This is a genomic window from Methanobrevibacter sp., from assembly GCA_022775905.1.
Taxonomy (GTDB): domain Archaea; phylum Methanobacteriota; class Methanobacteria; order Methanobacteriales; family Methanobacteriaceae; genus Methanocatella.
In genome coordinates this window covers 145,251-170,653 of the sequence record JALFJX010000009.1, presented here as the reverse complement: position 1 = coordinate 170,653, position 25,403 = coordinate 145,251, and the positions used below count along the sequence as shown (strand labels likewise).

The 25,403-nt window shown below is 33.8% G+C and carries 26 protein-coding genes; 11 read left to right on the top strand and 15 right to left on the bottom strand.

What is annotated here, in order from left to right:
• Nucleotides 1-16: 16 nt before the first annotated feature.
• The 3 genes from purM to psmB all read right to left on the bottom strand — a co-directional run bounded on the left by purM (nt 17) and on the right by psmB (nt 3,791).
• Nucleotides 17-1,036 (bottom strand): phosphoribosylformylglycinamidine cyclo-ligase, encoded by a 1,020-nt coding sequence (gene purM, locus MR875_02950; protein MCI6993809.1) that lies wholly within the window; start codon nt 1,034-1,036, stop codon nt 17-19.
• Nucleotides 1,037-1,129: 93 nt separating this feature from the next.
• Nucleotides 1,130-3,043, bottom strand: coding sequence for a beta-CASP ribonuclease aCPSF1 (locus tag MR875_02945; GenBank protein ID MCI6993808.1), 1,914 nt, complete (start codon nt 3,041-3,043; stop codon nt 1,130-1,132).
• A 133-nt stretch (nt 3,044-3,176) separates the two neighbouring features.
• Nucleotides 3,177-3,791: an archaeal proteasome endopeptidase complex subunit beta gene (gene psmB, locus MR875_02940; GenBank protein ID MCI6993807.1), complete on the bottom strand. Its 615-nt coding sequence runs from the start codon at nt 3,789-3,791 to the stop codon at nt 3,177-3,179.
• A 183-nt stretch (nt 3,792-3,974) separates the two neighbouring features.
• Between psmB and MR875_02935 the strand changes: the two genes are divergently transcribed.
• Complete coding sequence (locus MR875_02935; protein ID MCI6993806.1) at nt 3,975-4,703, top strand: class I SAM-dependent methyltransferase family protein; 729 nt, start codon at nt 3,975-3,977, stop codon at nt 4,701-4,703.
• Here the strand turns inward: MR875_02935 and cofG are convergent.
• The 5 genes from cofG to MR875_02910 form a co-directional block, all read right to left on the bottom strand.
• Complete coding sequence (gene cofG, locus MR875_02930; GenBank protein MCI6993805.1) at nt 4,690-5,781, bottom strand: 7,8-didemethyl-8-hydroxy-5-deazariboflavin synthase subunit CofG; 1,092 nt, start codon at nt 5,779-5,781, stop codon at nt 4,690-4,692. The genes MR875_02935 and cofG overlap by 14 nt on opposite strands.
• A 1-nt stretch (nt 5,782) precedes the next feature.
• Nucleotides 5,783-6,226 (bottom strand): DUF2120 domain-containing protein, encoded by a 444-nt coding sequence (locus MR875_02925; protein MCI6993804.1) that lies wholly within the window; start codon nt 6,224-6,226, stop codon nt 5,783-5,785.
• Nucleotides 6,227-6,236: 10 nt separating this feature from the next.
• Nucleotides 6,237-7,190, bottom strand: coding sequence for a GTP cyclohydrolase MptA (gene mptA, locus MR875_02920; GenBank protein MCI6993803.1), 954 nt, complete (start codon nt 7,188-7,190; stop codon nt 6,237-6,239).
• Between the two features lie 208 nt (nt 7,191-7,398).
• Nucleotides 7,399-7,875 carry an Lrp/AsnC family transcriptional regulator gene (locus MR875_02915; protein MCI6993802.1) on the bottom strand — a complete coding sequence of 159 codons (477 nt, stop codon included), beginning with the start codon at nt 7,873-7,875 and terminating at the stop codon, nt 7,399-7,401.
• A gap of 202 nt (nt 7,876-8,077) precedes the next feature.
• Nucleotides 8,078-9,247: a tRNA (guanine(26)-N(2))-dimethyltransferase gene (locus MR875_02910; GenBank protein MCI6993801.1), complete on the bottom strand. Its 1,170-nt coding sequence runs from the start codon at nt 9,245-9,247 to the stop codon at nt 8,078-8,080.
• A 106-nt stretch (nt 9,248-9,353) separates the two neighbouring features.
• On the opposite strand from MR875_02910, the gene MR875_02905 reads away from it, so the two are divergent.
• Complete coding sequence (locus MR875_02905; GenBank protein ID MCI6993800.1) at nt 9,354-10,460, top strand: DegT/DnrJ/EryC1/StrS family aminotransferase; 1,107 nt, start codon at nt 9,354-9,356, stop codon at nt 10,458-10,460.
• A gap of 22 nt (nt 10,461-10,482) precedes the next feature.
• Here MR875_02905 and MR875_02900 read toward each other — a convergent pair whose 3' ends face one another.
• Entirely contained in the window at nt 10,483-10,788 is a 306-nt protein-coding gene (locus MR875_02900; GenBank protein ID MCI6993799.1) for an MTH1187 family thiamine-binding protein, read from the bottom strand.
• A gap of 51 nt (nt 10,789-10,839) precedes the next feature.
• Here MR875_02900 and MR875_02895 point away from each other — a divergent pair, with 51 nt between their 5' ends.
• Complete coding sequence (locus MR875_02895; GenBank protein ID MCI6993798.1) at nt 10,840-11,715, top strand: TIGR00269 family protein; 876 nt, start codon at nt 10,840-10,842, stop codon at nt 11,713-11,715.
• Here MR875_02895 and MR875_02890 read toward each other — a convergent pair.
• The 5 genes from MR875_02890 to comB form a co-directional block, all read right to left on the bottom strand.
• Nucleotides 11,674-12,618, bottom strand: a complete 945-nt coding sequence (locus MR875_02890) for a calcium/sodium antiporter (protein MCI6993797.1) — start codon at nt 12,616-12,618, stop codon at nt 11,674-11,676. The two genes, MR875_02895 and MR875_02890, sit on opposite strands and share 42 nt — an antisense overlap.
• A 1-nt stretch (nt 12,619) precedes the next feature.
• Nucleotides 12,620-13,882, bottom strand: coding sequence for a hemolysin family protein (locus tag MR875_02885; protein ID MCI6993796.1), 1,263 nt, complete (start codon nt 13,880-13,882; stop codon nt 12,620-12,622).
• 84 nt (nt 13,883-13,966) lie between these two features.
• Complete coding sequence (locus MR875_02880) at nt 13,967-14,179, bottom strand: DUF1922 domain-containing protein (protein ID MCI6993795.1); 213 nt, start codon at nt 14,177-14,179, stop codon at nt 13,967-13,969.
• A gap of 63 nt (nt 14,180-14,242) precedes the next feature.
• A complete protein-coding gene (locus tag MR875_02875) occupies nt 14,243-15,424 on the bottom strand; it encodes a TraB/GumN family protein (protein MCI6993794.1) in 1,182 nt (393 codons plus the stop codon).
• A gap of 55 nt (nt 15,425-15,479) precedes the next feature.
• Nucleotides 15,480-16,163: a 2-phosphosulfolactate phosphatase gene (comB, locus tag MR875_02870; protein ID MCI6993793.1), complete on the bottom strand. Its 684-nt coding sequence runs from the start codon at nt 16,161-16,163 to the stop codon at nt 15,480-15,482.
• Between the two features lie 38 nt (nt 16,164-16,201).
• Between comB and MR875_02865 the strand changes: the two genes are divergently transcribed.
• Both MR875_02865 and MR875_02860 read left to right on the top strand, forming a co-directional pair.
• Nucleotides 16,202-16,720 (top strand): hypothetical protein, encoded by a 519-nt coding sequence (locus MR875_02865; GenBank protein MCI6993792.1) that lies wholly within the window; start codon nt 16,202-16,204, stop codon nt 16,718-16,720.
• 53 nt (nt 16,721-16,773) lie between these two features.
• Nucleotides 16,774-17,700: a methanogenesis marker 7 protein gene (locus MR875_02860; protein MCI6993791.1), complete on the top strand. Its 927-nt coding sequence runs from the start codon at nt 16,774-16,776 to the stop codon at nt 17,698-17,700.
• A 13-nt stretch (nt 17,701-17,713) separates the two neighbouring features.
• Here MR875_02860 and mmp10 read toward each other — a convergent pair whose 3' ends face one another.
• Entirely contained in the window at nt 17,714-18,958 is a 1,245-nt protein-coding gene (gene mmp10 / locus MR875_02855; protein MCI6993790.1) for a methyl coenzyme M reductase-arginine methyltransferase Mmp10, read from the bottom strand.
• 484 nt (nt 18,959-19,442) lie between these two features.
• Here mmp10 and mcrB point away from each other — a divergent pair, with 484 nt between their 5' ends.
• The 6 genes from mcrB (at nt 19,443) to mtrE (ending at nt 25,393) form a co-directional block, all read left to right on the top strand.
• On the top strand, nt 19,443-20,771 hold the full coding sequence (mcrB, locus tag MR875_02850) for a coenzyme-B sulfoethylthiotransferase subunit beta (protein ID MCI6993789.1): 1,329 nt from the start codon (nt 19,443-19,445) through the stop codon (nt 20,769-20,771).
• A gap of 37 nt (nt 20,772-20,808) precedes the next feature.
• Nucleotides 20,809-21,264, top strand: a complete 456-nt coding sequence (gene mcrD, locus MR875_02845) for a methyl-coenzyme M reductase operon protein D (protein MCI6993788.1) — start codon at nt 20,809-20,811, stop codon at nt 21,262-21,264.
• A 1-nt stretch (nt 21,265) separates the two neighbouring features.
• On the top strand, nt 21,266-21,865 hold the full coding sequence (mcrC, locus tag MR875_02840; GenBank protein MCI6993787.1) for a methyl-coenzyme M reductase I operon protein C: 600 nt from the start codon (nt 21,266-21,268) through the stop codon (nt 21,863-21,865).
• Nucleotides 21,866-21,867: 2 nt separating this feature from the next.
• Nucleotides 21,868-22,626 carry a coenzyme-B sulfoethylthiotransferase subunit gamma gene (gene mcrG / locus MR875_02835; protein MCI6993786.1) on the top strand — a complete coding sequence of 253 codons (759 nt, stop codon included), beginning with the start codon at nt 21,868-21,870 and terminating at the stop codon, nt 22,624-22,626.
• A gap of 5 nt (nt 22,627-22,631) precedes the next feature.
• On the top strand, nt 22,632-24,287 hold the full coding sequence (mcrA, locus tag MR875_02830; protein ID MCI6993785.1) for a coenzyme-B sulfoethylthiotransferase subunit alpha: 1,656 nt from the start codon (nt 22,632-22,634) through the stop codon (nt 24,285-24,287).
• 227 nt (nt 24,288-24,514) lie between these two features.
• Complete coding sequence (gene mtrE / locus MR875_02825; protein MCI6993784.1) at nt 24,515-25,393, top strand: tetrahydromethanopterin S-methyltransferase subunit E; 879 nt, start codon at nt 24,515-24,517, stop codon at nt 25,391-25,393.
• Nucleotides 25,394-25,403: the final 10 nt, after the last annotated feature.

Genomic DNA, 25,403 nt, shown 5'->3' with positions numbered 1-25,403 from the left:
AGCCTCTTTTTTTTAATTAGTATTCAAGTTCGCTGCCTTCGAAAGCTTTGACTTTGATTGTTTCATCGTCAGTTACGGTACCGATGATTTGGCAGTCGCAATATTCATTTAAAGTATCCATAATTTTATCTGCCTCTTCCCCATCACAGATAACAACAAAACCGACACCCATGTTGAATACTTTGTACATTTCTTTGATGTCTACGCCTTGTTCATAGATAAGTTTGAATATTTCTGGAACTTCTGGAAGGTCTGTAATGTCATATCCTACGCCTTTTTTCAAACGTCTGAGGTTGGTGAAACCTCCTCCGGTAATATGAGCAAGACCATTAATATTGTATTCTTTTTCGAATAAAGCAACAATAGGTTTAACGTATAATTCGGTTGGTCTAATTAATTCTTCACCAATGGTTGTTTCTCCATTAGGCATTTTGTCATCGACAGAATAGCCACCTTTGTCGAAGATTGCGCTTCTAGCTAAACTGTATCCGTTAGAATGAATACCATTACTGTTAATACCGATTAAGACATTTCCAGGTTGGATGTCTGCACCGCTGATGATTTTATCAACATCTACAAATCCGATACCTGTTCCTGCTAAATCGAAATCTTTGATAATTCCAGGAAGTGAAGCAGTTTCTCCACCAATTATTGCAATTTTTGATTCATTAGCACCTTTAACAAGACCTTCAGCAATTTCAGCTGCTCTTTCAGGGTCTGGTTTTTCAACAGCGAGGTAGTCCACTAAAGCTATTGGTTCTGCGCCGACACATAAGATATCGTTAACTACCATAGCAATACAGTCAATACCTACTGTATCGTATTTGTTCATCATTTCTGCAATTAAAATTTTACTTCCAACACCGTCAGTACTCATTGCAATAGCTTTGTCTCCTAATCTTACTAAAGCTGCGTAATGACCACTGTCTGTAATAATATCTCTGCATTCTAATGTTGATTTGAGTTTATCAGCTAATTTTGAAACAGTAACTGCTTCTAAGTCAATGTCAACACCTGATTCTGAATATGTAACCATTTTAACACCTATTGTTTTAAAAATAAATAAATTGTTGTAATTATACAACATTCATCATAATTATTATTTGTTCTAATTAGTATTTATTTATTATTAATGTATTCTCACACTATCTAAATTAATTGGAGTTTTTGTCTCTATTTTATAACTTCTGTGTATAGAAGATGCGAGGTCCACAGTTTTGTATGGGTCTCCGTGACATGTAATGACTTTGTCCGGTCTTGGATTAAGTCTTTTTACGTACTCCATCAATTGTCTTCTGTTAGAGTGACCACTGAATCCATTAATGGTTTTGATTTCCATTCCAACATTGAAAATTCTGGTTTTTCCGTCGTCGTCTTCAAGAGGAATTTCTTTCCAACCTTTTTGAACTCTTCTACCCATTGAACCTTCGGATTGGTAACCTACAAAGATTAAAGTGTTTCTTTCATCTTCACATAACCATTTGAAGTATTCAACTGAGTTACCACCGGTTAACATACCTGAAGTGGATAAGATGATTGCCGGATCTTCACTTTCAACAATATCTTTTCTTTGGTCGTGGTTTTGAACTTTATTGAATAATTCAGAAACAAACGGATTTCTTCCCATGTGGAAAATTTGGTCTCTTAAGTCTTTACTTAAGTATTCTGGTCTTGCAGTATGGATTGCAGTTGCTTCCCAAATCATTCCGTCAATGTAGATTGGTACTTCTTCAATTAATCCATGTCTCATGTATTCTTCTAATACTACCATAAGCTCTTGTGCCCTTCCTACAGCAAATACTGGAACGAGTATTTTTCCGCCACGTTTAAGAGTTTTGTAGATGGTTTTCATCATTTCTTTTTCAGCGTTGTTTCTGGAAGGTTGAATGTCTTCTCTTCCACCGTATGTACTTTCCATAATAACTGTTTCAGCACGTGGGAAACGAATGGTTGCAGGTTCAAGTAATCTGGATGGTTCGTATTTGAAATCTCCTGTATATACCAAGTTGTGGGCTCCGTCTCCAATGTGCATATGGGAGATTGCTGAACCTAAGATGTGTCCTGCGTTGTGTAATGTTAATCTGATATCCGGCGAGATGTCAGTTACTTCACCGTAATCTAATGTGATTGTATTTTTAATTGCCTGTTTCACATGTTTTGATGTGAATGGTAAAGGATTACCTTCCCTGTGAGCAATATCGAGATGGTCGAATTGTAAAAGGGTGGTTAAGTCTCTAGTTGGGGTTGTACAGTATACTGGTCCATCATATCCGTAATGGAATAAGTATGGTACAAATCCACAATGATCTAAGTGAGCGTGAGATATAATAACTGCATCTAATTCTTCAATTGAGAATTCTGGAACATTCAAGTATGGGAATGCATTTTTGTTATCTGATGCAGCAACGTTTACTCCACAATCTAATAAAACACGGCTGTTTGGTGTTTGTAAAAGCATGGATGAACGTCCAACTTCTTTAAATCCTCCCATGGAAGTAACTCTTGCCCAGTCATTTGGGTATTTGCTTCCTTGGTGAATTTGACGTCCTAAACGTTGTAATAATTTTTTCCTGTCTTTACTACTACTTTTTTGAATAGTTCTAATTTTTCCAATAATATCGGAACTGATAGGTGGGGTTCTTAAGATTTTAGGTGCCCATCCTGTATTTTTAACAATATTTCTAGAAGTAACTCCGTATTTTCCAATAACAAGGCCTGGTTTCTTAGCAGTAATAACTACTTCTCCAGTTACAGTATCAAAGTAAATATCAGTAATTTCCGCTCCGTTGGGAACAATTTCGTGAATTTTATTAATGGTTGCTTCGTTGTCAAGCAATGCGCTTTTATCTGATCTGATAATTATTCTTTTTCTAAGTTCTTTTGCAAGTGATCTAATTAAGTCACCGTTTTCTGTTATAATTTCTGGATTTTTGGTGTAAACTACTACTTCTGGTCCTTCGAATTCTACTTTGGAAACCTGAATTTCATTAGGTAGTTTTTGCAAAATCTCTTTTTTAATATCTTCTAAAATATCTGAAGCCATATAATCCCTTCAAAAAAAGTTTGTGTATTAAGAATAGTTTATGAAAAGCTTTAAGCCAATAATTAGTTAAATTTCATAAACTATGTACACATTTTATATAAAAAAATAGTTAGTTATGAAAAATTAGTTTTGCTTATAATTTATCCAAAATCTCTTTTACTTTTTCATTATCTAACATTTCAAAGCCGTCTTTGTCCACTTTAGCGACTAAAAATCCGTTTCCGGAGTAAGTGTCACGTTCGGAAGCAGCTCTGATAGCTCTTATAGCTAATTCAAGTCCTTCTTCTACTGATAAATCATCTTTAAATCTGTCTTCAAGAACACCGTATGCTACGATGGAACCTGATCCAGTTGAGATGTAATTATCTTCAATCATACCACCAGCAGGGTCTAATGAGTAGATGGATGGTTTGTCTCCGTCCATACCTCCAAGTAATATTTGTACATACATTGGTCCTGAACGTAAGATATTTGCAGTTAATGATGCTGCAGCTTTAACGCTGATTTCATCATTGTTTCTCATTTGGTATAATGAGACTTCTGCACCAATAACTTTCATTAAACTTTGTGCATCTCCAACAGAACCTGCAATGGTTGTTGCAATGTGATCATCAATTTTAAATATTTTTTCTGCTACTTTATGAGCTACTAAGTTTCCCATAGTTGCTCTTCTTTCAGTTGCGAATACAATTCCGTCTTTACAAGTAATTCCGACGGTGGTTGTACCTTCTACGATTTTATCTTTCATTTAAATACACCTCATATAAGTATTTAAAATATCTAATTTCAACTACTCATAGGTTAATATAACAAAATAAATTAATATATTCAGTATTAATTTTATTTAAAATCAGAATCAATATAGTATAAACTAACAATACTATATTATTAGATTAGTATATATAAACTTTTCTTTCTAAAGGTGAGTAAAATGAAATATAAAAAAATTGGGGATATTCTAATTTTGGACAACAAGTACTCAGATAATAATTTCGAGGAGTTGTCAAAGAAACATAATGTGAAAACCATAATGAAGATCGACCACATTCAAGGGACTAAAAGGGAACCTATCTATAAGGTTCTCTATGGAAGTGAAACAGAAACTATCCATAAGGAAAATGGCTGTCTGTTTAAATTGGATTTGGCTAAGGTAATGTGGTCAAAGGGAAACAACAATGAAAGATTGAGGATCGCAAAGCTTGTTGAGGATGGTGAAACAGTGCTTGACATGTTTGCTGGGATTGGATACTTTTCCATTCCAATTGGAGTCCATGCAAATGCAAAGGAAATCATTCCAATTGAAATAAATCCGAATTCCTATAAGTTTCTATGCGACAACATCAAACTGAACAAGTTGGATAATGTAACTCCTATATGGGGTGACTGTAAGAATGAAACACCAAATTTCAAGGCTGACAGAATCCTAATGGGTTATGTAAAAACAACTCATCATTATCTAAAAATAGCTATTGGCAGTCTAAACAAAGGTGGAATTATTCATTATCATGAAACAGTTCCAGAAAAATTAATCGAAACTCGACCGATAGAAAGAATAAGGGCTCAAGCGGGAAACAGGGATGTTGAGCTATTGAAAATAAATAAAATAAAAAAGTATGCTCCCGGTGTAGAGCATGTTGTTATTGATGCTAGGATAAATTAGATATCTTCTCAAGAAGATTATTGTTTAACCATTCACCATTAATGTATTTTTCATAGATGCATAACCTTTCGGTCAGTTCGAATCCTGCATCAACGGTTAGCTTTTCAAGTTCATCAATTCCCGGCCATGGGGATGTGATGTTTACATAATCAGGACTTACGGGTGAAACTCCGCCCCAATCGTCTGCACCGCATAATAAGAATATCTGTGCGGTTTCATTGTTGAGGTTAGGTGGAACCTGAATACTGACGTCAGTATCTCCAAAAAGGAGAGTTCCTGCAATTACGGTTCTAATCATATCTAAAAAGCTTGGTTCAGGCCAGTCTTCCATTTCAATTCCAGGTATTGGTGTGAAATTTTGAATAATCACTTCTTGGATATGTCCGTATTGGTCATATAAGTCTCTGATTGCCATTAATGATTCTGCAACTTCTTCTTTTGTCTCTCCAATTCCGATTAATATTCCTGTTGTGTAGGGTATTTTAAGTTTTCCTGCATTTGCAATGGTTTCAAGTCTTAAAACCGGATTTTTTCCAGGACTTTTATTGTGTGCAGGCAATTCCATTAACCTGTTGGATGAGTTTTCAAGCATTAATCCTAATGATGCATTAACTTCTTTTAGTCTTTTCAAATCATCAAAACTGAAGTTTCCACCATTGGTATGAGGTAATAATGTTGTTTCGTTCAAAGTCATTTGGCATATGTCTATAACATAATCAATCATTCTGTTATATCCATATTCTTTTAGTTTGAGCTGAACAACTTCTTCTTCATCAGCATCTTCACCGAAGGTAAAAAGAGCTTCCTTGCAGCCATATTCTTCAGCTTCCTTTAAGCTTTCCAAAACTTCTTCCTTTGTTTTGAGAATAATAGCTTCTGGATCATCAGGATTTTTTTTAAAGTTACAGTATCCACAGTCATTTCTGCAAATTTCAGTCAATGGTATGAATACATTTTTAGAATAAGTAATAAGATTATTCTCCCTATATTGCACTGTCTGTGACATGTATTTAATTATGTCACTGTCAGTAGCATTTAAGATTTGGAGAATATCTTCTTTTTTTAAATTAGATTGCATTTTAATCTGTGTCATGTTTTGAAACAGTTACTTCAACATATAATGGTGGGAATTCATTTTTATCTTCCCAAATAGCAACAACAACATCAAAACCTGTAAGTTGGAATATTTTATATTCAACAACAAGTCCCATTGATTCAAGCTCTTTTTTCATTCTAGCAAATCCATTTGCATCAACGGAACCTAAAGATTTGTCAGTTTCTTTTATATGTTCGTCTCCAGCCTTTAATATTTCAGTAACTTTTTCTGAGGTTGCATCTAACTCTGTTCCCCCAAGGATTTTGCCTAACTCGGTAAGTTTTGAGTCAAATTCAGCAATTGGGATAACTTTTCTAGATCTTCCTCTAACAATAAGTATGCTGTCATTGTCAATTGCAGGTCTTGAACCTTTAAAAGATTCAAAAAATCCCATTACTTGTCCTGCAATTTCATAACTTTTTTTCATCAAATCAGACCTATTCGATATTTAATTCAGCTTTTAATTCAGCTTTTAATTCGCCCATAGTAGTTACTTTTTCAGCATAAGCATTATGTCTGTGAATACTTTCTTGGTTTTCTTGACGTGCTGTGATTAAAGTATCGTTAGGTAAATTGCCATATCTTGCAGCAATTTGGTCCATCATGTTTCTAACACAATCTTCAACAAAAACAGGGTTTCTGTGTGCGTTTAAAACGGTTGCATTTTCATCTGGTCTTTTAAGTAATTCGCAAACAGGAGAACTCATTGAAGTTTCAATGATGTCAATAAGATCTTCAGCTTTAACTTTGTAATCTTCTGGAACTTCAACTAATAATGTTCCAACTCCTCTTTGGTTATGTGAAGCAAAAGTAACAGTGTCTAATACTTTTTGAGTGGTTTCTTCATCCAAGAATTCTAATAATTGGGTTTTATTGGATTCTCTTACGGATTCCTGTGCACATGGGCAAACAGTCATTCCAATAACTTCTGCACCTACGCTTTTTGTGATGTTGACGTTTCCATCTTCATCTCTAAAACCAACAGCTTTTGCTATTAATTTGCTCATTTCTTGAGTTTTGTTTTTTGTGACTGGTGACTCTTTCATGAACATGAAATCGGTTGTCATTGAGATTTCAACACGTTTTGCGTATTCATGTTTGGTCATCATTTTGTCAACAATTTTTGCACATAATGATTCAATGTCTACAGTTGGATCTTTAGCAGCACTTTCAAGTACTTCACTAATAGCTTCCGGGTTTCTAGACATGTGAACTCCTTTTTGATCACCTGGTAAATCTACAAATGCATCAAAAGTAGGTAGTAAAATTATTGGTCTTTTATTTGTTCTTTCTAATTGTAATAATTTCTTTACTCCAGTAACACCTACTCTTGTTAATTTAATAGGTATCTGAGGAGTATCGTCTTGAGTATCGGGTAAGCATACTGCCAATTTCATAACCTCTAAGTTTTAATATCTAATACTATATGTATTGTCTGTTTTTATTTATATAGTTTAATAAATTTTTATGCCATTTAGTTAACTTTTCATTACAATTGTTATTTTTTTACAAATTTTATAAAAATAGTTCAGAAAAAATATACTTTGAAAAAAAGTGTTGGGTGAAAGTAGTTCGGTTGAACTACTTTAAAAAATAAATTTATAAGATGTTTGAAGATCCCATATCTTCTTTGATTACATCTAAAACAGTTTGAGTATAGGTTCTTTCTATAATTGGGTCTTTTAATAACTCTTTAATGAATGCATTTAATTCATTGGTGTTTCTGAACTTAGCAATTAAAAATGCATCGTATTCCCCGGTAACATCATAGATTCCAACAACGTTTTTGTTGAAAAATGTTTTTTCTTCCCAATTTTTGAGTTTTCCACCTTTTACTCTTACACCTATGATTGTGGTTAAAACGAAACCTAATTTTTCGTGGTCAATTACTGGTGAGAACTTTTTAATAACTCCGGATTTAACCATCTTATCAATACGATTGTGAACAGTTCCTACAGATACATCTAAACTACGAGAAATTTGTCTATAAGAAGTTCTTACATCTTCATTGATTATTTTCAAAATGTTGATGTCAGTATCGTCCAACTTAATAACATTATCTTTAGCTTTTACCATCTTTACATGCCTCTTAATATTGACTTAATACAAGATTGGTCAATTAATTCTAATCAACCGTATAATCTGTAATATATTTTTTATGATATTTAAAACTTTATAAATTTTTTTACTTTTTACTTATTTTTTTTAAAAATCATTAAGATTTATGTGTTTTTTTGGTATTTTTTATAAAAATATCATTTGTTATATTGGTTTTTATCTAAAATATTGTACTCTGTAAATCGATAAGTATCTCTTTAATTTTATCAACAGGAGCATCTGTTTTCAAACCTAATGGCTTGAAATGTGTTTTAACGGCTATAAATCCCTCTTTTTTTAGTTCATCTAATATCAAATCAAATTTGGGAGCGCTAACTTTCAATGTCTTACATATGCTGTGGATATCGAAGAATGTAGCAGGTGCATCGGCTTCCAATAGGCATTTGTTCAATAATTTCAATGCTTCCTTTTCAGTGTTGATTTTTTTGTGTTCAGTTTCTTCAATCATTTTCTGGATAAACTCAGCATTTTGTATAGATCCTAACCATAAAGGTCCTGCTTGAATCAATTTTTCACCGCAGACAGGACATACTTCAGCAATTGGTCCTGCAAGGCCGTTACTTGTTTGTCTGTGGTGGCAATGTTTACAATGGCTGATGTAACCGATATTTTTTAATGTTTCATCAGTTCTTTTTGAACCTTTTTTAATTTCCAGGTATAATCTCATATAATGTTCAGTACTATGGGACATTTTTACTTCAATGCATTTTGCATACTTTGAAAGAGTGAGTGCAACAAAACCTGCCAATATTCTAATTCCGGTTTCATGGCAGTATTCGCTTTTGTATGGTTTTGCATTGTATTTACGTATACATGGTTCTTTGTATGTTCCGCATAATGCTGATGTGTCTGTTGCTGTAACGCATAATAATGAGTTTCTTCTAGCACAGTATCCTGATGAGTCAAGGAATGGGGATGGAGTTCCAAACGGATCGATGTCTATTACATCAAATTCGCCACGTTTCATTCTAAGAAGCATGCTTGCATCATGTTGGTATACTTCGACATCTTCTAAATTGTTCAATTCAATATTGTGTCTTTCGTAATGGTTTGCCACTTCACTGATATCGTTGATTGAAACTTTGCCAACGCCGTCAATTTCATTTTTATAACGGATACCGCGTATTCCACTTCCTCCAAACAAATCGCAAATGTTGATTTCATGGTCTTGTTCTTTTTGGAAAGTTTGTATTGCAAGGATGGATAAGTCTCTGTTCAATTCCATGTGGGGGTTATAAAAAACAGGTGCATCAGAAGATACTTTATCGAATTCTGGAAACTCGATTTTTGTCAATCCTTCTTCAATAATTTTGGTTTTATATTCTTCCATTAAATCTCACTCTTAAATGTTTTTTTCTAATAAGTAATGTTTTAAATATTATTAGATTTAAAGATTAGTATAGAATTTATATTTATTTATTAATATGGTGATTTATGTGGCAAATATTAAAGTCCCAATTGCAAAACCAATAATTGGAGAAGAAGAAATTGAAAATGTGGTCGAAGTTTTAAAATCAGGCATGATCGCTCAAGGACCAAAAGTTGAAGAATTTGAACAAAAATTCGCTGAATGGGTTGGAGCAGATTATGGTATTGCTGTTAACTCTGGAACTGCTGCATTACACGTTGCATTACTCTCCTGTGGTATTGGCGAAGGAGATGAAGTAATCACAACTCCATTCACTTTTATTGCAACTGGAAATTCAATCGTATACACTGGTGCAAAACCTGTCTTTGCTGACATTGATTTAAAAACATACACAATAGACCCTGAATCAATTGAAGCATTAATAACTGAAAATACTAAAGCTATTTTACCTGTTCAATTATATGGACAATCTGCAAATATGGATAGAATCAATGAAATTGCTGAAAAACACGGTTTAATAGTCATTGAAGATGCTGCACAAGCTCATGGTGCAACATGCAATGGTAGAAACGTTGGTAATATGGGAGACATGGCTTGTTTCAGTTTTTATCCAACTAAAAACATGACTACTTCTGAAGGTGGAATAATCACTACTAACGATGAAGAGTTAGCTGAAAAAGCTAAAATTTTCAGAGCTCACGGTGCAAGCGTAAGATATCATCACGATGAAATCGGATACAACTTCAGAATGACTGATATTTCTGCAGCAATTGGTCTTGCTCAATTGGATAAAATCGATGGATTCAATGATGCAAGAATCAAAAATGCAGCTTACTTAAATGAAGGTTTAAAAGATGTTGATGGTGTTGTAACTCCTTACTGTGAAGATAACTCAAAACATGTATATCATCAATACACAATCAGAGTTGAAAAAGGAAATAGAGATGATTGGGTAGACATTATCAATGAATGTGGTGTTGGAACTGGAATTTATTACCCAATTCCATTATACAATCAACCAATCTACAAATCATTAGGAATAACTGGAAATTCTCCAAATGCAGAAATTGCTGCTGACAATGTTATTTCTCTTCCAGCTCATCCATCTTTATCAAAAGAAGATTTGGATTTAGTTATCGAAGCTGTTAAAACTGCTTCTGAAAAATTAGCTTAATTGCTAATTTTCTTTTTTTTATTTATTTTAACATTTTATTTACAGTATCAACTTTAGCGTCTAAAGTTCTGTTTTCAAGATCTCTTCTGTCGTCTACTTTTATGACTGTGTATACTCTATCTATTCCAAGTTCAAAAATTGCTTCTTGCGCTTTAGCTATTGTAGAGTAGAGTTCTTCTAAGTTGTCTGCTTCTATTTGTGTTCCCATTCCAGTCAATTGGTAGCTGAGTCCTGAATCCTTGATGGATTGAACAGCTGCAGTTACATAATCTTTACATTCAGTAGTTTCTGTTCCGACCGGTAATATTGCAAAATCACATGTTATCATTTTTTCACCTACTAAAATTATTTATTTATCTTTCTATAAATTAATTTAGTAATGGTTAAATTAAACAAAGATGAATTCAATGAACATATTTTTACAAGGATTAATACATTAATCCATGACTATGAATTGATTAAAGAAGGCGAATTGATAGCAGTAGCATTATCTGGAGGTAAAGATAGTGTACTTACTTTACATGCACTAAAAAATTATCAAGAATATCTGGATTTTGATTTGGTAGCTATTAGTGTAGATGAAGGAATCGAAGGCTACAGACAACATGGTATTGACTCTGCTGTTAATAATGCTCGTGAATTAGGTGTTAAATTAGTTCAAAAATCATTTAAAGATGAAGAAGGTTTTGCTCTTGACGATATTTATCAGGATTTTAAGAGTGCATGCATTCCTTGTGGGGTATTTAGAAGAAATATCTTAAATAAGACTGCATATGAGTTAGGTGCAGTAAAAATAGCTACTGGACACAATTTAGATGATGAAATTCAATCTTTTTTAATGAGTTTTGCACGTGGAGATACAATTAAATTTTCCAAATTCGGCCCTGAACTTGATGTTATTCATCCAAAATTGGTTCCAAGAATAAAACCGTTATGGAACACACCGGAAAAAGAAGTAGGGATGTGGGCTGTAATTAATAATATTGATATTCATTTTGCTGAATGTCCGTATTCTCATTTGTCTTTGAGAGCTAAAATCAAGGAATTCCTGAACGTAAGTGAAGATCACTATCCTGGTGTTAAAAATAATGTGATGGAATCTTTCCAAAAGATATTGACTTTTGAAAATTACATATCCACAAACCTTAATGAATGTGAAGTGTGTGGTGAGCCAACTTCATCCAATGTCTGTAAGGCTTGTGAATTAAAAGAATTAATTTCTCAAAATTGCGAAGGCCATATATGCAATAAATAATGCTATTAAAATAATACCTTCTTTTTTATCATATTTTTCTTGTGTTTTACTGAATATGAAGCACAATGCGGTAATGAATATCATAAATATGACATCTATAAGTAAACTTGAATCAAGTGGTATTTCGCTTATTGCACTACTTGCACCTAGAACAAATAGTATGTTAAAGATGTTTGATCCAATAACGTTACCTATAACTAATTGATTTTCCCCTTTTTTTAAAGCAGTAATTGAGGTTACAAGTTCTGGTAAAGATGTGCCTATTGCAACAATGGTTAAACCTATTAATGTTTCACTCATTCCAAGTGCCATTGCTATAGCTGAAGCACTATCAACAACTAAATCTCCACCAATAATAATTCCTGCAAGTCCAATAATGATGAATGCAATACTTTTTGGAAGGCTTAGTTTTGGCTTTTCAACATCTTTTGCATGGCTGTCTTTTCTTGCTGTATGAACAAGATATGCAATATAACCAATTAATATTAACAGTAGGATAATTCCTTCGATGCTTGATATGTTCCAACCAAGTAAAATGAATATGGATAATAATACTGTAATTGCTACGAGAAATGGTAAATCTTTGTTTAAAACATTTTTTTCCATCAATAAATCGCTGAGTAATGCAGCTATTCCGATAACCATCATCATGTTGAACAGGTTACTTCCAATGACATTACTTACTGCCATTGCATTGTTTCCAGTAATGGATGATGTTATGGATACTGCAGCTTCAGGAGCACTTGTTCCAAATGCCACAATTGTCAATCCAACAATTATTGTTGGTATTTTTAAAAGTGAAGCGATGCTGCTTGATCCATCAACAAAAAAGTCGGATCCCTTAATTAAAAATACAAATCCCACAAGCAATAAAACAACTTGGATTATTATTCCGGCATCCATATTATTCCTCTTCTTCTGTTTCTTCCTCTTGTGGTCCAAGGTCAGTTACAAGAACCTTATCGATTTGGTGACCATCAATATCTATAATTTCAAATATGAATCTGTCACATTCGTATTTGTCTTTCTCATTTGGAATAGTTCCACTGATACTTAAGATAAATCCAGCAAGAGTTGTGTAATTGTCCTCTTCTTCATCAGGAAGGGAATCCTTAAAGTCAAACAATTCCTTAAACTTGTCAATTGGGTATCTTCCATCGATTAACCAGGTTCCGTCATCTCTTTTTATTGCTTCAGGGTCATCTTCTTCATCAATTCCAGGAATATCTCCAACGATTCCTTCAAGTAAATCGTTTAATGTGATTAAACCTTCTACACTTCCAAATTCGTCTACTACAAGAGACATGTGTACGTATTCTTGGTTTTCCTTGAATTCTTTTAATAATTCTAATGTTTCTAAATGTTCAGAGATTACCAAAGGTTCTTTTATGATTTTGTGAATGTCAAATTCTTCATCTTCAATAAACATCATTGAAAGGATGTCTTTTGCTTGAACTACCCCAATAAAATCATCCAATTCACCGTTAGCTATTGGGAAGATTGATCTTCTACTTTCAATGATTTTGACTTTATTTGCGTTTTTGTCATCGTCAAGGTCAATCCAAATAATCTCGTTACGAGGAGTCATTATACTTTCAACTTTTTGATCATCAAGTTTGAAAACTCTTTTGATAATGTCTTCTTCCTCTTTTTCGATAGTTCCGTCTTCTCTTCCTTCTTTAATCATCAGTTCAATTTCTTCTTCGGTAACTATTTCATCGGTTTTATCTTCGATTCTCATTAACCATAAAAGAAAACTACTTGATTTTGCAAGAACAAAACTGACAGGTCTTGATATTTTGGATAGAATAACCATGCTTCTTGCAACTTTAAGTGAAACTTTTTCAGGGTCATTTAAAGCAATTACTTTCGGTACAATTTCTCCAACAACTAAAGTTAGGTAAGTTGTAACAATAACAACCAAAGCTACACTAATCATATCACAATATGGTACAAAATAGATTATTTTAGCTAATGGTTCAGCTAAGGTTATTCCACCGAATGCCCCAGTCAAGACACCAATGAGTGAAATTCCAATTTGAACTGTAGATAAGAATTCGTTTGGATCTTCGAGTAAATCAAAAACAATTTGTGCGTTTTTATTTCCTTCTTCTATGTATTTCTGCATTTTCGCTTTTCTTATGGATACAACAGCAAGTTCTGCCATTGATAAATATCCAGTAAGAATGATTAAAATTATAATTATAATTATTTTGAATGTCGTTCCAATCATTTTTAACAAACCATATACTTATAAATCACTGGCTTTCATGAATCCAGTGTTTCCATATATTTTATCTTGCATCTGCTGTACAGCCAATGACGCTTCCTCTCTTGTTGCTACCTTTTGAAATATGCGTCTTGATTTTACTTTTAATGTTTTACCACAAACGCATTTGCGTGTAGCTACTCCCTCTTTTGCATAGAGTGCACGTCCACAATCACAACGAAATATAAAATACATGATTTTCTTCCTTAAAATGAATAGTATAATAATATAACTAAGTTCATATATAAAAACTTTATTTTATCCGCCAAATATTTTCATGAATAATGGTATGAAAACTTTTGATGGTAAAATTACCAAGGTAGCAAGGCTAACTCCTAAATTGGTTCCAATAACTACAAGCAATATTCTGAATATATTGTTATGCCATAAATCTTTAAGACTTTCGATTTTGGCAAGATTCTTAATGTCACTTTGTCTTACATTTCTGTATTTTGCTTCAGTCAATCCTGAAAACCATCCTGCAGCAAGCAATGGATGTATAATAGTTAATGGAGCAACTATACCACCAACAATTGCTGATTGGATTTTGGAACCTGAAAGAATTGATCCGATAAAACCCATAATCACACTGATTACTATGAATTCATAGATGTTTCCTGTGATGTTTATCCCATTAAAAAATGCCAGAAAAAATATCACAACAAATAATATTGGAATCATTGCTAGGAATATTTTAAGCCATGGAATGCCTTTTTTATCATTGATGACTTCCAATTCTTTTAAGTTTGGTAAGGTTTCTGGGTTATCAAGGTATTTTTCAATTCCAGGTTTGTGTCCAGCTCCAACAACTGCAATAACATGTTCATATGGTATTTGCATTATTTTTCCGGCAAGGTATGCGTCTCTTTCATGTACAAGAACTTCATAAATGCTTGGAGCCTCATCTTTAAACATTTCCATCATGTCATCAATATTTTCGGAGTTTTTCAAGTCTTCAATATCAATGTCTTCTTCTTCATCATCAAATCCTAGAACTGAAGCTATTAGACCATATCCAAATTTTGCTTTTTCCATAAAGCCCATTTTATTCAATGCCCTTTGTAATGTAGTATTTATCTCACGGTCAATAAGAGCAATTGGAATATTCAAGTCTTCACATGCTTCGATAGCACCAATCATTTCAGAACCTGGATCAACATCCACTTCTGCTCCAATCTTTGACTGGAAATATCCGAGAAGTGTACTAACTAAGAATAATCCTACTTTATTTTCTTTGATTATTCTAGTAATCTGGATGTTATCGTCCTCTTCAACACCTCTCATTTTATTTCTTATTTTTATATATCGTCCTCTGTCAAGTTCGATAGCAACGATATCTGGGTGTTGTTCATAGATAGCATCCTTTACTTCATTAACACTTTCTTCAGATACATGAGCGGTACCAATAATTGTTAATAATTCTCTATTCAAAAAAAACACTTCTTTATTATGTTATCATATATTATTAAATAAGAATAATATATAAAGTTAATCTTTATAATAATATTAATTCTTGATTTTCATAGATTGCCACATTTGTGGAGATGTTCTTCATACTGCAAAGTTCCACATCACTTTCATAGCCAAGTTCAATCAATCTTCTAGCTGATCTTGAATTTGTGAATGCTTCTTTTAATGAGTCATAATCTCTGCTTGCAAGAATTGCTGATTTTGCATATTCACTTAACTCACAGTCATCTAATTCCTGACTGATCCAGTATAATATCTCGCCGGATGCCAAAAAGTCCTCTATTGCAAATTCTCCTTTAACTCCTGCCATCACGACGTCAATATGGTCATCTGCAATTTCAATGCTTCTACGTGCAGCTTCACGTGCATTAATCATGGATCCAACAAGCACTGTGGATTTCATATTCTTAAGTATTCTTGTTCCGTTGCTTGTTGTTAAAATTAGATGGTCATTGTCGGTTTTGTAATCTTTTATTGCAACCGGGGAATTTCCAAGGTCAAAACCTTCAATCTTTTTGCCTCCACGTTCTCCTGCAACAACTCCACCAAGTTTTTCTTTCAACTCAAATGCCGCTTCAGGTGTGAAGCATGGAATTACTTTATTGAAATTATCCAAAGCCAATGTTATTGTGGAACTGGCTCTTAGTGCATCAACCATTATTGAAACATCCAAACTTTCACTTTCTTCAAAACTTAATGTAACTTTCATGAATTAATTTATATCAAAGAGTAATATATAATATTATTATGAAAATAATCACAACACCAATGTGTGAAGAAATTGTCAAATTGGCAGGTATTTCTGATTATGTTGTAAATAAATTTCCAGATGAAGAAGAAGGTGATTTGGCTATTTTATTGTCAGAAAGCAAAGTTGAAATGAATTCTTTGGCCATTAAAATCAATACTCCTTCACAAGTTTTTGAAAGTATTAAAAAAGTCTCCAAAATCACTCAAAATGAACTATCTGATGTAGATGTATTGACCTTTTTTGAGGATTATGGGTTATGTAAAAAATATTTATCATCTAATTTCAAAAGAGATGTCAATGTCAAAGTTTACTCTAATTTTTTAAAGGACATTGTTTTGGATATGGGATTCAATATTGTGGATGATGATTTTGATTATGTGATTTATCCGGATTATTTAAAGGATAATGTCACTGAAAGTGAAAATCTGGTTGAAATTCCATCTCATAATGATATTTCTAAAAACCCATTTGAGAAAATTGAAATTAGGTATTCATTATTAGAAACTTTAATATAATATATAATAATATACCTATTAATAATATAATTGCATTTTTGAGAGTTGTTAATATGTATGAAACATTAACATTTACTGGTGGAGTTCACAAAAGTGAAGAAATTAAAGAATTAATTGAAGATTTAGGTGGATTTATTCTTCAAGAAAGTATTCAACAAATGGAATTGGTTTTAAATTTGGCTGTTCCTTTGGAAGATGTTGATAAAATCGAGGAAAAATCCAAAGAACTTTTAGCAAAGATTTCAGTTGCTCCTATGGCAGGTTCTGAGATAGCTATTGTTTCACCAACACTTGCAAGGCATCACTTGCCTCATGCAGCATGTGATATTTCAGAATATCTACGTGAATTTGGTGCAAAGGATAATATGGTAGGTCTTGCTAGAGGTGATGGTAAAGGTACTTCTGGAATCACTGAAAATGAAAAAAGCTTAATCAATGAACATGACATAGCTATTTTTGCTTTAGGCAGTTTTGAAAAATGTATCAAAGAAAAATCATTCTTATATGATGATATTGATATTCCTGTTATCGTAACTGGTGCTCCATATGATCTTACTGCAGATGATCTTCCGGGTGCAGATGCATATGTTGGAGGGTTAGGTAGAATTCCTAGAAGACTCAGAAGAGGACCTGACGTTCGTGCACTTGATAAATTGGTTGAAACCTGTGAAAAAATCTTAAATGATAAAAAACGTGAAATGGCACTTGATGCACCATTAGTACCATCTATTGTTGTAAAAAATGCAATTGAAAATCAAGTTAGAGAAATTAAAGATGTTTTCTCTCCAGCGCCAGTAACTTCACAGCTTGATGGTGTTCGTGTAAAATTAAATTATGATGAATATGCTGATGTAATAGGTAATGTTATTATTGACGGCAAAAAATTATCTGAACTTGCTGAGATTAAAAAATCATTCATGTATGATTATATCTTGGTAAAAATAAATAGTGAGAGTTCTCTTGTTGAGAATTCAAACTAACTTTTTTCTTTTTTTATATTCTTCTCATTCCGAAGAAATTGATTGCATCCACTAAATCATTTAATTGCTCTAATTCTGTTTCTATGACATTTTCATCGGTCAGGTCAATACTTAATTCACCATCGACACTTAATGTATCAGGGCCACGTCCGACAAGTCTTTCAACCCCATCAGCACTCAAGATTCTTTCAGCATCAAGTTGATGAACAAAAGATCTTCCAGGAATGATTACTGCATCTTTTATTTCACTTAAATCAAGTTGTTCCAAGTCTTCTTTTGTAATTAGGCATGCTATTTCTTTTTCAACGGCCACTACATTTACACTTTCCACTTCTAACTTGTCAAATATTTTAGAAATGAATGGTGCTGCTATTTTTGAAGTTATTATTGTTGCTTCACCGGTAACTGGTTTAATGAATTGTAAGAACACTTCATTTTCATCTTTAGCTATTGCAAATGGTCCTCCAGTTTCAGGGTCACATAATGGAGTTCCACTTACTCTAAAGTTATATTCACTGTTGATTTGACGGACAAGTTCTGCAAAGTCTTCAATCGGTTGTGATTCAATGCCTTTTAAGATTGGTTCATTTCCAAGGATTAATCCTTCATTGAATGTATTTGCAAATCTCATTAAAAGCATTCCTTTTGCTCCCCATTCTTCCAAATCGTTACATGTCTGGCGCAATATGTCTCCATCATTAACTCCGGGAATTATTACTGCAGCACCTGTCAATTTGATGTTTTCACAAAATGTTTTACATGCTTTTAATGCTTCTTCAGGATGTTGGTCTTTGACCCATTCTTTTCTAAGTTTGGGGTCTGATGAAAAAATAGTGAATGAAACTTCTTCAACTCCATTATTAATTAATCTTGAAGCAATTTTACCGTCACTTATGCCTTTTCCACATGTGTAACTTAATACTGATGGAATTGATAATTGGTTTAAATTGGAAGTTAATGTCTCAAGATGAGGATAGCAGCTGATATCTCCACCGCCACTTATGTTTGCAGTTACTCTGCCTCTTCCCATGTTCATCATTAATGCATTTTGCACATCACTTATAACTTGGAAAGGTGATTTGAATTCACTTTGTGTTTCACTAATTCCTTTGCTGCATCTTTCACAACCTATCTTATTGGGTAGGCAATATGCACAGCCAAAACTTTTAACTTCTTTCACTTTTCTAAAGTAACAGTATTTACAAAAACCGTTACAATCTTTACCAGGTATTCCTCCAACATCAGCTACAAGTTGCATATTTGTATTATTTATTTATTCATTTATTTATAAATTAACAGTATTTTTTGGGTAAATTTTTGTATTACTTTTTGTATTATTTATTACTTAAAATGTTTTAAGTAATAATTTAATATTTTTATTTATTTTTATTAGAAAAGTCATTTATGTTCTAATTTATTTAATATACTTTTGATTTAATCTTTTTTATTGATTATTGAATATTATATTTATTTATTTTAATTTTTGTTGATTTTAAATAAAAATAAAAAGTATTACTTTCAATATTATTTTTCTTAAATTAGAAATGTTTTATTATAGTTTATAAAGTTTTCTAAAAAAGTTGAGAGGTAATCTTTATATTATATCTTTAATAGAATAAAACTTGTATACCATATCGCTGGCTATTGCAAAAACATTGTTTTATAGCTCAACTCAATTTGGTAAAAAATCTTACCAATGGAGTGGTATATTAGTTAAACTCTATTTATTTAGGAGGGAAAAAATGGCAAAGTTTGATGATAAAGTCGATTTATACGACGATAGAGGATCCTTAATTGCATCTGACGTACCAATCGAAGCTATTAGTCCTTTAAGAAACCCTGCAATTCAAAGCATCGTTAAAGGTGTAAAAAGAACTGTAGCAGTAAACTTAGAAGGAGTAGAAAAATCCGTTAAATCCGGATCTGTTGGTGGAGACAAATCTAAAATTTTAGGAAGAGAATTAGATCTCGACATTGTTGGTAATGCAGAAGCAATTGCTGAAAAAATTAAAGCAACCATCCAGGTTGCTGAAGACGATGATACTGTAGTAAATCCTATTTCTGGTGGTAAAAGATTATTAGTACAAGTACCATCTCAAAGAATTGATGTTGCTGCTGAATACTCTGTAGCACCTTTAGCTACTGCTACCGCTTTAGTACAAGCTATTATCGACATCTGTGATGTAAGCATTTACGATGCTAACTTTGTAAAAGCTGCAGTTTTAGGTAGATACCCACAATCTGTAGAATACAAAGGTTCTAACATTGCAACTATGTTAGACATTCCACAAAAACTCGAAGGACCTGGTTACGCTTTAAGAGGAGTAAAAGCAAACGATTTCACTGCTGCTACTTTAAAAAATACTTTCCAAGCTACCGCTTTAGCATCTATCTTCGAACAAACTGCTATGTTTGAAATGGGTGATGCAGTTGGTACTTACGAAAGATTACACTTATTAGGTTTAGCTTACCAAGGTTTAAATGCTGATAATATTGTTATGGATTTAGTAAAAGACAACGCAGACGGAACTGTTGGTTCTATTGTACAAGCAACTATTGCTCGTGCAGAAGCTGATGGAGTAATTGCTCCTCAAAAAGCATTAACTGACTTCTCTATCTACAACACTGATGATGCAGCTAAATGGAACGCATACGCTGCTGCTGGTGCTGTAGCTGCAACTATGGTTAACGTTGGTGCTGCTCGTGCTGCTCAAGGTGTACCATCTACTTTATTATACTTCAACGATAACATCGAATTCGCTACTGGTTTACCAAGTATTGACTATGGTAGAGCAGAAGGTGTAGCTGTAGGATTCTCATTCTTCAGTCACTCCATCTACGGTGGTGGAGGTCCTGGTTTATTCAACGGTAACCACGTTGTAACCAGACACAGTAAAGGATTCTGTATCCCTTGTGTAGCTGCTGCTATGTCCTTAGATGCAGGAACACAACTCTTTTCACCAGAAGCAACTTCTGGTTTAATTAAAGAAGTATACAGTCAAATTGACGAATTCAGAGAACCTATCAACGCTGTTGCAATTGCAGCTGAAGAAATTAAAGGTGACATCTAATTAATTTAATATAAATCTAATTTTCGAAGGTTACAAAATGGATATTGAAATATTCCCACACAGAATTCTTGGAAGTGACACAACTGAAGCATTATTAAATGATTTAGAATCAATTGATGATGTTCAAAGAACTGTTATTCATGGTCCTAGATTTCCAAAAGGTGAAGCTACTTTACCTGATAAATATAAAGAACGTAGAGTTATCAATATTAAAGGTGAAGATGTTGTTTTACAAGTTAAAACTGCTAGAATTTTCATTGAATTAACAATGGAATCCACCATTAAAGAAATTGAAGAAGTCTGTGAAAAACATATTCCGTTCGGTTTTGAAATTAATCAAGACAGAGCAAATTATATCAGAAAACATAAAACTGTTACTGATAGAATCAAATATGGTTCTGCAGATATTCCAGATGATTTAGTAGGAATGACTGATCAGTATTCAGAATTTGAAAGCCATGTGAATATTATTAATAGAGATCGTTTAGATTAATATGATAGGACGCTGTACTCACGTAGTTGATTGTAGGGAAACAAGTGGTATGGGAAAAGGTGGGAGCCTTGCTCAAAGAGGAACTTTCGCTGAATGTGGTACTGATGTATGTGCAGTAGCTATGTCTCCTGGACGTAGACACATTACTAAACCAGTTTGTGAAATTACTTTTGGTTTACGTGAAGCAAATGTTTTAACAAGTACTGTTGTTTTAAATGCAGGTGCTGGTGTGCCTCATGATGCTCCAGCTAGTGGTGGAACATTATTTGGTATAATGGAAAAGGAAATTGATCAATTAAATAATTTTAAGTTACTTGTAATTCACTTAGGTGGAGTTGCAAATCATATTATTTATAAAGCAAGGTTAATCTTAAGGAATGTAAACAAACCTTGTGTGATTATTTGTGAATCACCAGTTGATTGTGAAGATTTTGCTAAAATTGGTGTAAAAACTTCAAAAGTTATGCCTGCAGATGAAGATATCAAAACTCAAGGAACAATTGAGGATATCGTAACAGGAGTTATTCGTGGTGAAACAATTTCACAAGAAAAATTAGATGAAATAATTAGAAAAGTTAAATTAGCATTAGGAGATGCATAATTATGGTACAAATTTATCCAGGTACTTCTCAGGTTGCTCAAAACAGAAGAAACTTCTGTAATCCAGAATATGAATTAGAAAAGTTAAGAGAAATCTCTGATGAAGACGTAGTAAAAATATTAGGTCACAGAGCTCCAGGTGAAGAATACAAATCTGTTCACCCACCATTAGATGAAATGGATGAGCCTGACGACATTGTAAGAGAATTAGTAAAACCTATTGACGGTGCAAAAGCAGGGGACAGAATTAGATACATCCAATTCGTAGACTCCATGTACTTTGCTCCAGCTCAACCTTACTTAAGAGCAAGATCCTACTTAAGCAGATACAGAGGAATCGATACCGGTACATTATCCGGAAGACAAGTAATCGAAGCAAGAGAAAGAGACATCGAAAGATTATCCAAAATCCTCTTAGAAACCGAATACTTCGATACAGCAAGAACCGGTATTAGAGGTGCAGGTGTACACGGTCACTCTTTAAGATTAGATGAAAACGGTTTAATGTTTGATATGCTCAGAAGACAAGTATTTAACAAAGAAACAGGTAACGTTGAAATGGTTAAAGATCAAATTGGTAAAGAATTAGATGAACCTGTTGTATTAGGTGAACCATTAGACGAAGAAACTTTAAAAGCAAAAACCACTATTTACAGAATAGATGGTGAAGCATACAAAGATGATGTAGAAGCTGTTGAAGTATTACACAACATTCATGTTTCCAGATCCTTTGGTGCATTTGATCCAAACGCAGGATGGTAATTAATATGGCTGATAAAAAATTCTTAGATGCAATGAAACAAAAATTCAGTGAAGACCCAACTGAAAAATCAACCCAATTCTACAACATGGGCGGTTGGAAACAATCTGAAAGAAAAACTGCATTTGTAAACGAAGGTAAAGCAATCGCTGAGAAAAGAGGAATCCCAATGTACAACCCAGACATTGGTACTCCTTTAGGTCAAAGAGCTTTAATGTCTTACCAATTATCTACTACTGATACTTTCGTTGAAGGTGACGATTTACACTTCATCAACAACGCAGCTATCCAACAAGCTTGGGATGACATTAGAAGAACTGTAATTGTAGGTTTAAACACTGCTCATAACGTTCTTGAAAAAAGATTAGGTATTGAAGTAACCCCTGAAACTATTACTAACTACCTTGAAACTGTAAACCATGCTATGCCTGGTGCAGCAGTAGTTCAAGAACACATGGTAGAAACTGACCCATTACTCGTATCAGATTCATACGTAAAAGTTTTCACTGGTGACGATGAATTAGCTGATGAAATTGATTCTGCATTTGTATTAGATATCAACAAAGAGTTCAACGAAGAACAAGCTGAAGCTTTAAAAGCTGAAGTAGGAAACGCTGTATGGCAAGCTGTAAGAATCCCTTCCATCGTAGGAAGAGTTTGTGATGGAGGTACTACCTCTAGATGGTCTGCTATGCAAATTGGTATGTCTATGATTTCTGCATACAACCAATGTGCTGGTGAAGGAGCTACTGGTGACTTCGCATACGCATCCAAACACGCAGAAGTTATTCAAATGGGTACTTACTTACCTGTAAGAAGAGCAAGAGCAGCAAACGAACTTGGTGGAGTTCCTTTCGGATTCATGGCAGATATTTGTCAAGCTTCCAGAGTTGTTCCTGAAGACCCTGTAAACGTATCATTAGAAGTAGTAGCTTTAGGTGCTGCTTTATACGACCAAATTTGGTTAGGTTCTTACATGTCTGGTGGTGTAGGATTCACTCAATATGCTACTGCTGCATACACTGATAACGTATTAGACGACTTCACTTACTACGGTAAAGATTACGTCGAAGACAAATACGGTGAATTATGCTCCGCACCTAACAATATGGATACTGTTTTAGATGTTGGTACTGAAGTAACCTTCTACGCATTAGACCAATACGAAGAATACCCAGCTTTACTCGAAACTCACTTCGGTGGATCTCAAAGAGCTTCCGTTATTTCTGCAGCTGCTGGTTGTTCCACTGCATTCGCTACTGGTAATGCACAAACTGGTTTAAGTGCATGGTACTTAGGTATGTACTTACACAAAGAACAACACTCCAGATTAGGTTTCTACGGATACGATTTACAAGATCAATGTGGTGCTGCTAACGTATTCTCCATCAGAAATGATGAAGGTTTACCACTCGAAATGAGAGGACCTAACTACCCTAACTACGCTATGAACGTAGGACACCAAGGTGAATACGCAGGTATTGCACAAGCTCCTCACGCAGCTCGTGGAGATGCTTTCGCATTCAACCCATTAATCAAAATCGCATTTGCTGATAAAAACTTAACATTCGACTTCAGTAAAGTACGTGCAGAATTTGCTAAAGGTGCTTTAAGAGAATTCGAACCAGCTGGTGAAAGAACTGTTATTACTCCAGCAAAATAAATAGATAAATAAACACGTAGGTAGGTGTCTTTTCACCTATCTATTTTTTTATAATTTATTGTTTATCTGAACAACTTTTCACAAAACATTTATATTAATAATTTAAAAAAATATACTATGCAATATTATTATTGCAATTTCAATGATTTTTGTAAGGAACAAAAATCTAAAATCATTTCACGTTTATTAAATGATCAATTTAATAAAAAATATGGAGGAAAAAAATTATGGACCCTGTAACATTAGGTGTAGTTGCATTAATGGGTGCAGTTGCTACTATCGGAGGGGCTGCAGAGGACTTAGAATCTGATATCGGTTCTCAAAGTAACCCTAACTCCCAAGTTCAACTTGCTCCACAAATGGGACATTTACACCGTATGATAAACAAGGCGGCTTCTGGTGAACCAGTCGCTTATGGTGGTTGGTGTGGTGTTGCTGGTGCTATTGCATACATAGTAATGTCTTTAGGTATGTTACCTATCGTTGCTATCGCAATGGGTGCTTGTATCGCTGCTTTTGTTCACGCTATTTATACTGTTACATCCCACATGGGAAGGATTGTTGGACAATCTCAATTTGAACAACCATTGTTTATGGATGTATTAACTCAATCTTTAGGACCTATCGTTGGTCACGGATTTATAACTAGTTTTTGTATTGTTGGAATTTCATACTTAATGACCATTCCAATTAATGGTGTTGCATTACATGTATTCCCATTACCACTCTTAGCAATGCTTTGGGGTATTGCTCTCGGTGCTATCGGTTCTTCTACCGGGGATGTACACTACGGTGCAGAAAGTGAATATCAAAAATTCGAATTTGGTGGAGGTACTCCTGTAGCTATCCAAGGGGATATCGTTACTAAAGCTCCTATGGGTGCTAAAAACTCTATGGATGTAGTAAACTTCTGTGCTAAATTCGGTGGACCTTTAACTGGTTTCTGTTTCGGTCTCGTTGTATTTTTCAGTTTCTGGAATACAGTAGTATTCGGAGTATACGGCGGTATTGTTGTAGGTATTGTTATTGTTATCTTATTAATTATCATGGATAACTACTTAGAAGTATTTGCAAGAAACCAATACGGACCATATGAGGAAGAATAAGGAGGTTTCG

What these genes read in the sequence shown, in the direction of transcription:
- mcrB (MCI6993789.1), top strand. Translation starts at nt 19,443, where the DNA reads ATGGCAAAGTTTGATGATAAAGTCGATTTATACGACGATAGAGGATCC.
- MR875_02945 (MCI6993808.1), bottom strand. Translation starts at nt 3,043, where the DNA reads ATGGCTTCAGATATTTTAGAAGATATTAAAAAAGAGATTTTGCAAAAA.
- MR875_02935 (MCI6993806.1), top strand. Translation starts at nt 3,975, where the DNA reads ATGAAATATAAAAAAATTGGGGATATTCTAATTTTGGACAACAAGTAC.
- MR875_02885 (MCI6993796.1), bottom strand. Translation starts at nt 13,882, where the DNA reads ATGGCAGAACTTGCTGTTGTATCCATAAGAAAAGCGAAAATGCAGAAA.
- mcrA (MCI6993785.1), top strand. Translation starts at nt 22,632, where the DNA reads ATGGCTGATAAAAAATTCTTAGATGCAATGAAACAAAAATTCAGTGAA.
- MR875_02915 (MCI6993802.1), bottom strand. Translation starts at nt 7,875, where the DNA reads ATGGTAAAAGCTAAAGATAATGTTATTAAGTTGGACGATACTGACATC.
- MR875_02900 (MCI6993799.1), bottom strand. Translation starts at nt 10,788, where the DNA reads ATGATAACATGTGATTTTGCAATATTACCGGTCGGAACAGAAACTACT.
- MR875_02860 (MCI6993791.1), top strand. Translation starts at nt 16,774, where the DNA reads ATGTATGAAACATTAACATTTACTGGTGGAGTTCACAAAAGTGAAGAA.
- MR875_02895 (MCI6993798.1), top strand. Translation starts at nt 10,840, where the DNA reads ATGGTTAAATTAAACAAAGATGAATTCAATGAACATATTTTTACAAGG.
- MR875_02910 (MCI6993801.1), bottom strand. Translation starts at nt 9,247, where the DNA reads ATGGAAGAATATAAAACCAAAATTATTGAAGAAGGATTGACAAAAATC.
- MR875_02865 (MCI6993792.1), top strand. Translation starts at nt 16,202, where the DNA reads ATGAAAATAATCACAACACCAATGTGTGAAGAAATTGTCAAATTGGCA.
- mmp10 (MCI6993790.1), bottom strand. Translation starts at nt 18,958, where the DNA reads ATGCAACTTGTAGCTGATGTTGGAGGAATACCTGGTAAAGATTGTAAC.
- cofG (MCI6993805.1), bottom strand. Translation starts at nt 5,781, where the DNA reads ATGCAATCTAATTTAAAAAAAGAAGATATTCTCCAAATCTTAAATGCT.
- mcrC (MCI6993787.1), top strand. Translation starts at nt 21,266, where the DNA reads ATGATAGGACGCTGTACTCACGTAGTTGATTGTAGGGAAACAAGTGGT.
- MR875_02925 (MCI6993804.1), bottom strand. Translation starts at nt 6,226, where the DNA reads ATGAAAAAAAGTTATGAAATTGCAGGACAAGTAATGGGATTTTTTGAA.
- purM (MCI6993809.1), bottom strand. Translation starts at nt 1,036, where the DNA reads ATGGTTACATATTCAGAATCAGGTGTTGACATTGACTTAGAAGCAGTT.
- mcrG (MCI6993786.1), top strand. Translation starts at nt 21,868, where the DNA reads ATGGTACAAATTTATCCAGGTACTTCTCAGGTTGCTCAAAACAGAAGA.
- comB (MCI6993793.1), bottom strand. Translation starts at nt 16,163, where the DNA reads ATGAAAGTTACATTAAGTTTTGAAGAAAGTGAAAGTTTGGATGTTTCA.
- mcrD (MCI6993788.1), top strand. Translation starts at nt 20,809, where the DNA reads ATGGATATTGAAATATTCCCACACAGAATTCTTGGAAGTGACACAACT.
- MR875_02880 (MCI6993795.1), bottom strand. Translation starts at nt 14,179, where the DNA reads ATGTATTTTATATTTCGTTGTGATTGTGGACGTGCACTCTATGCAAAA.
- psmB (MCI6993807.1), bottom strand. Translation starts at nt 3,791, where the DNA reads ATGAAAGATAAAATCGTAGAAGGTACAACCACCGTCGGAATTACTTGT.
- MR875_02890 (MCI6993797.1), bottom strand. Translation starts at nt 12,618, where the DNA reads ATGGATGCCGGAATAATAATCCAAGTTGTTTTATTGCTTGTGGGATTT.
- mtrE (MCI6993784.1), top strand. Translation starts at nt 24,515, where the DNA reads ATGGACCCTGTAACATTAGGTGTAGTTGCATTAATGGGTGCAGTTGCT.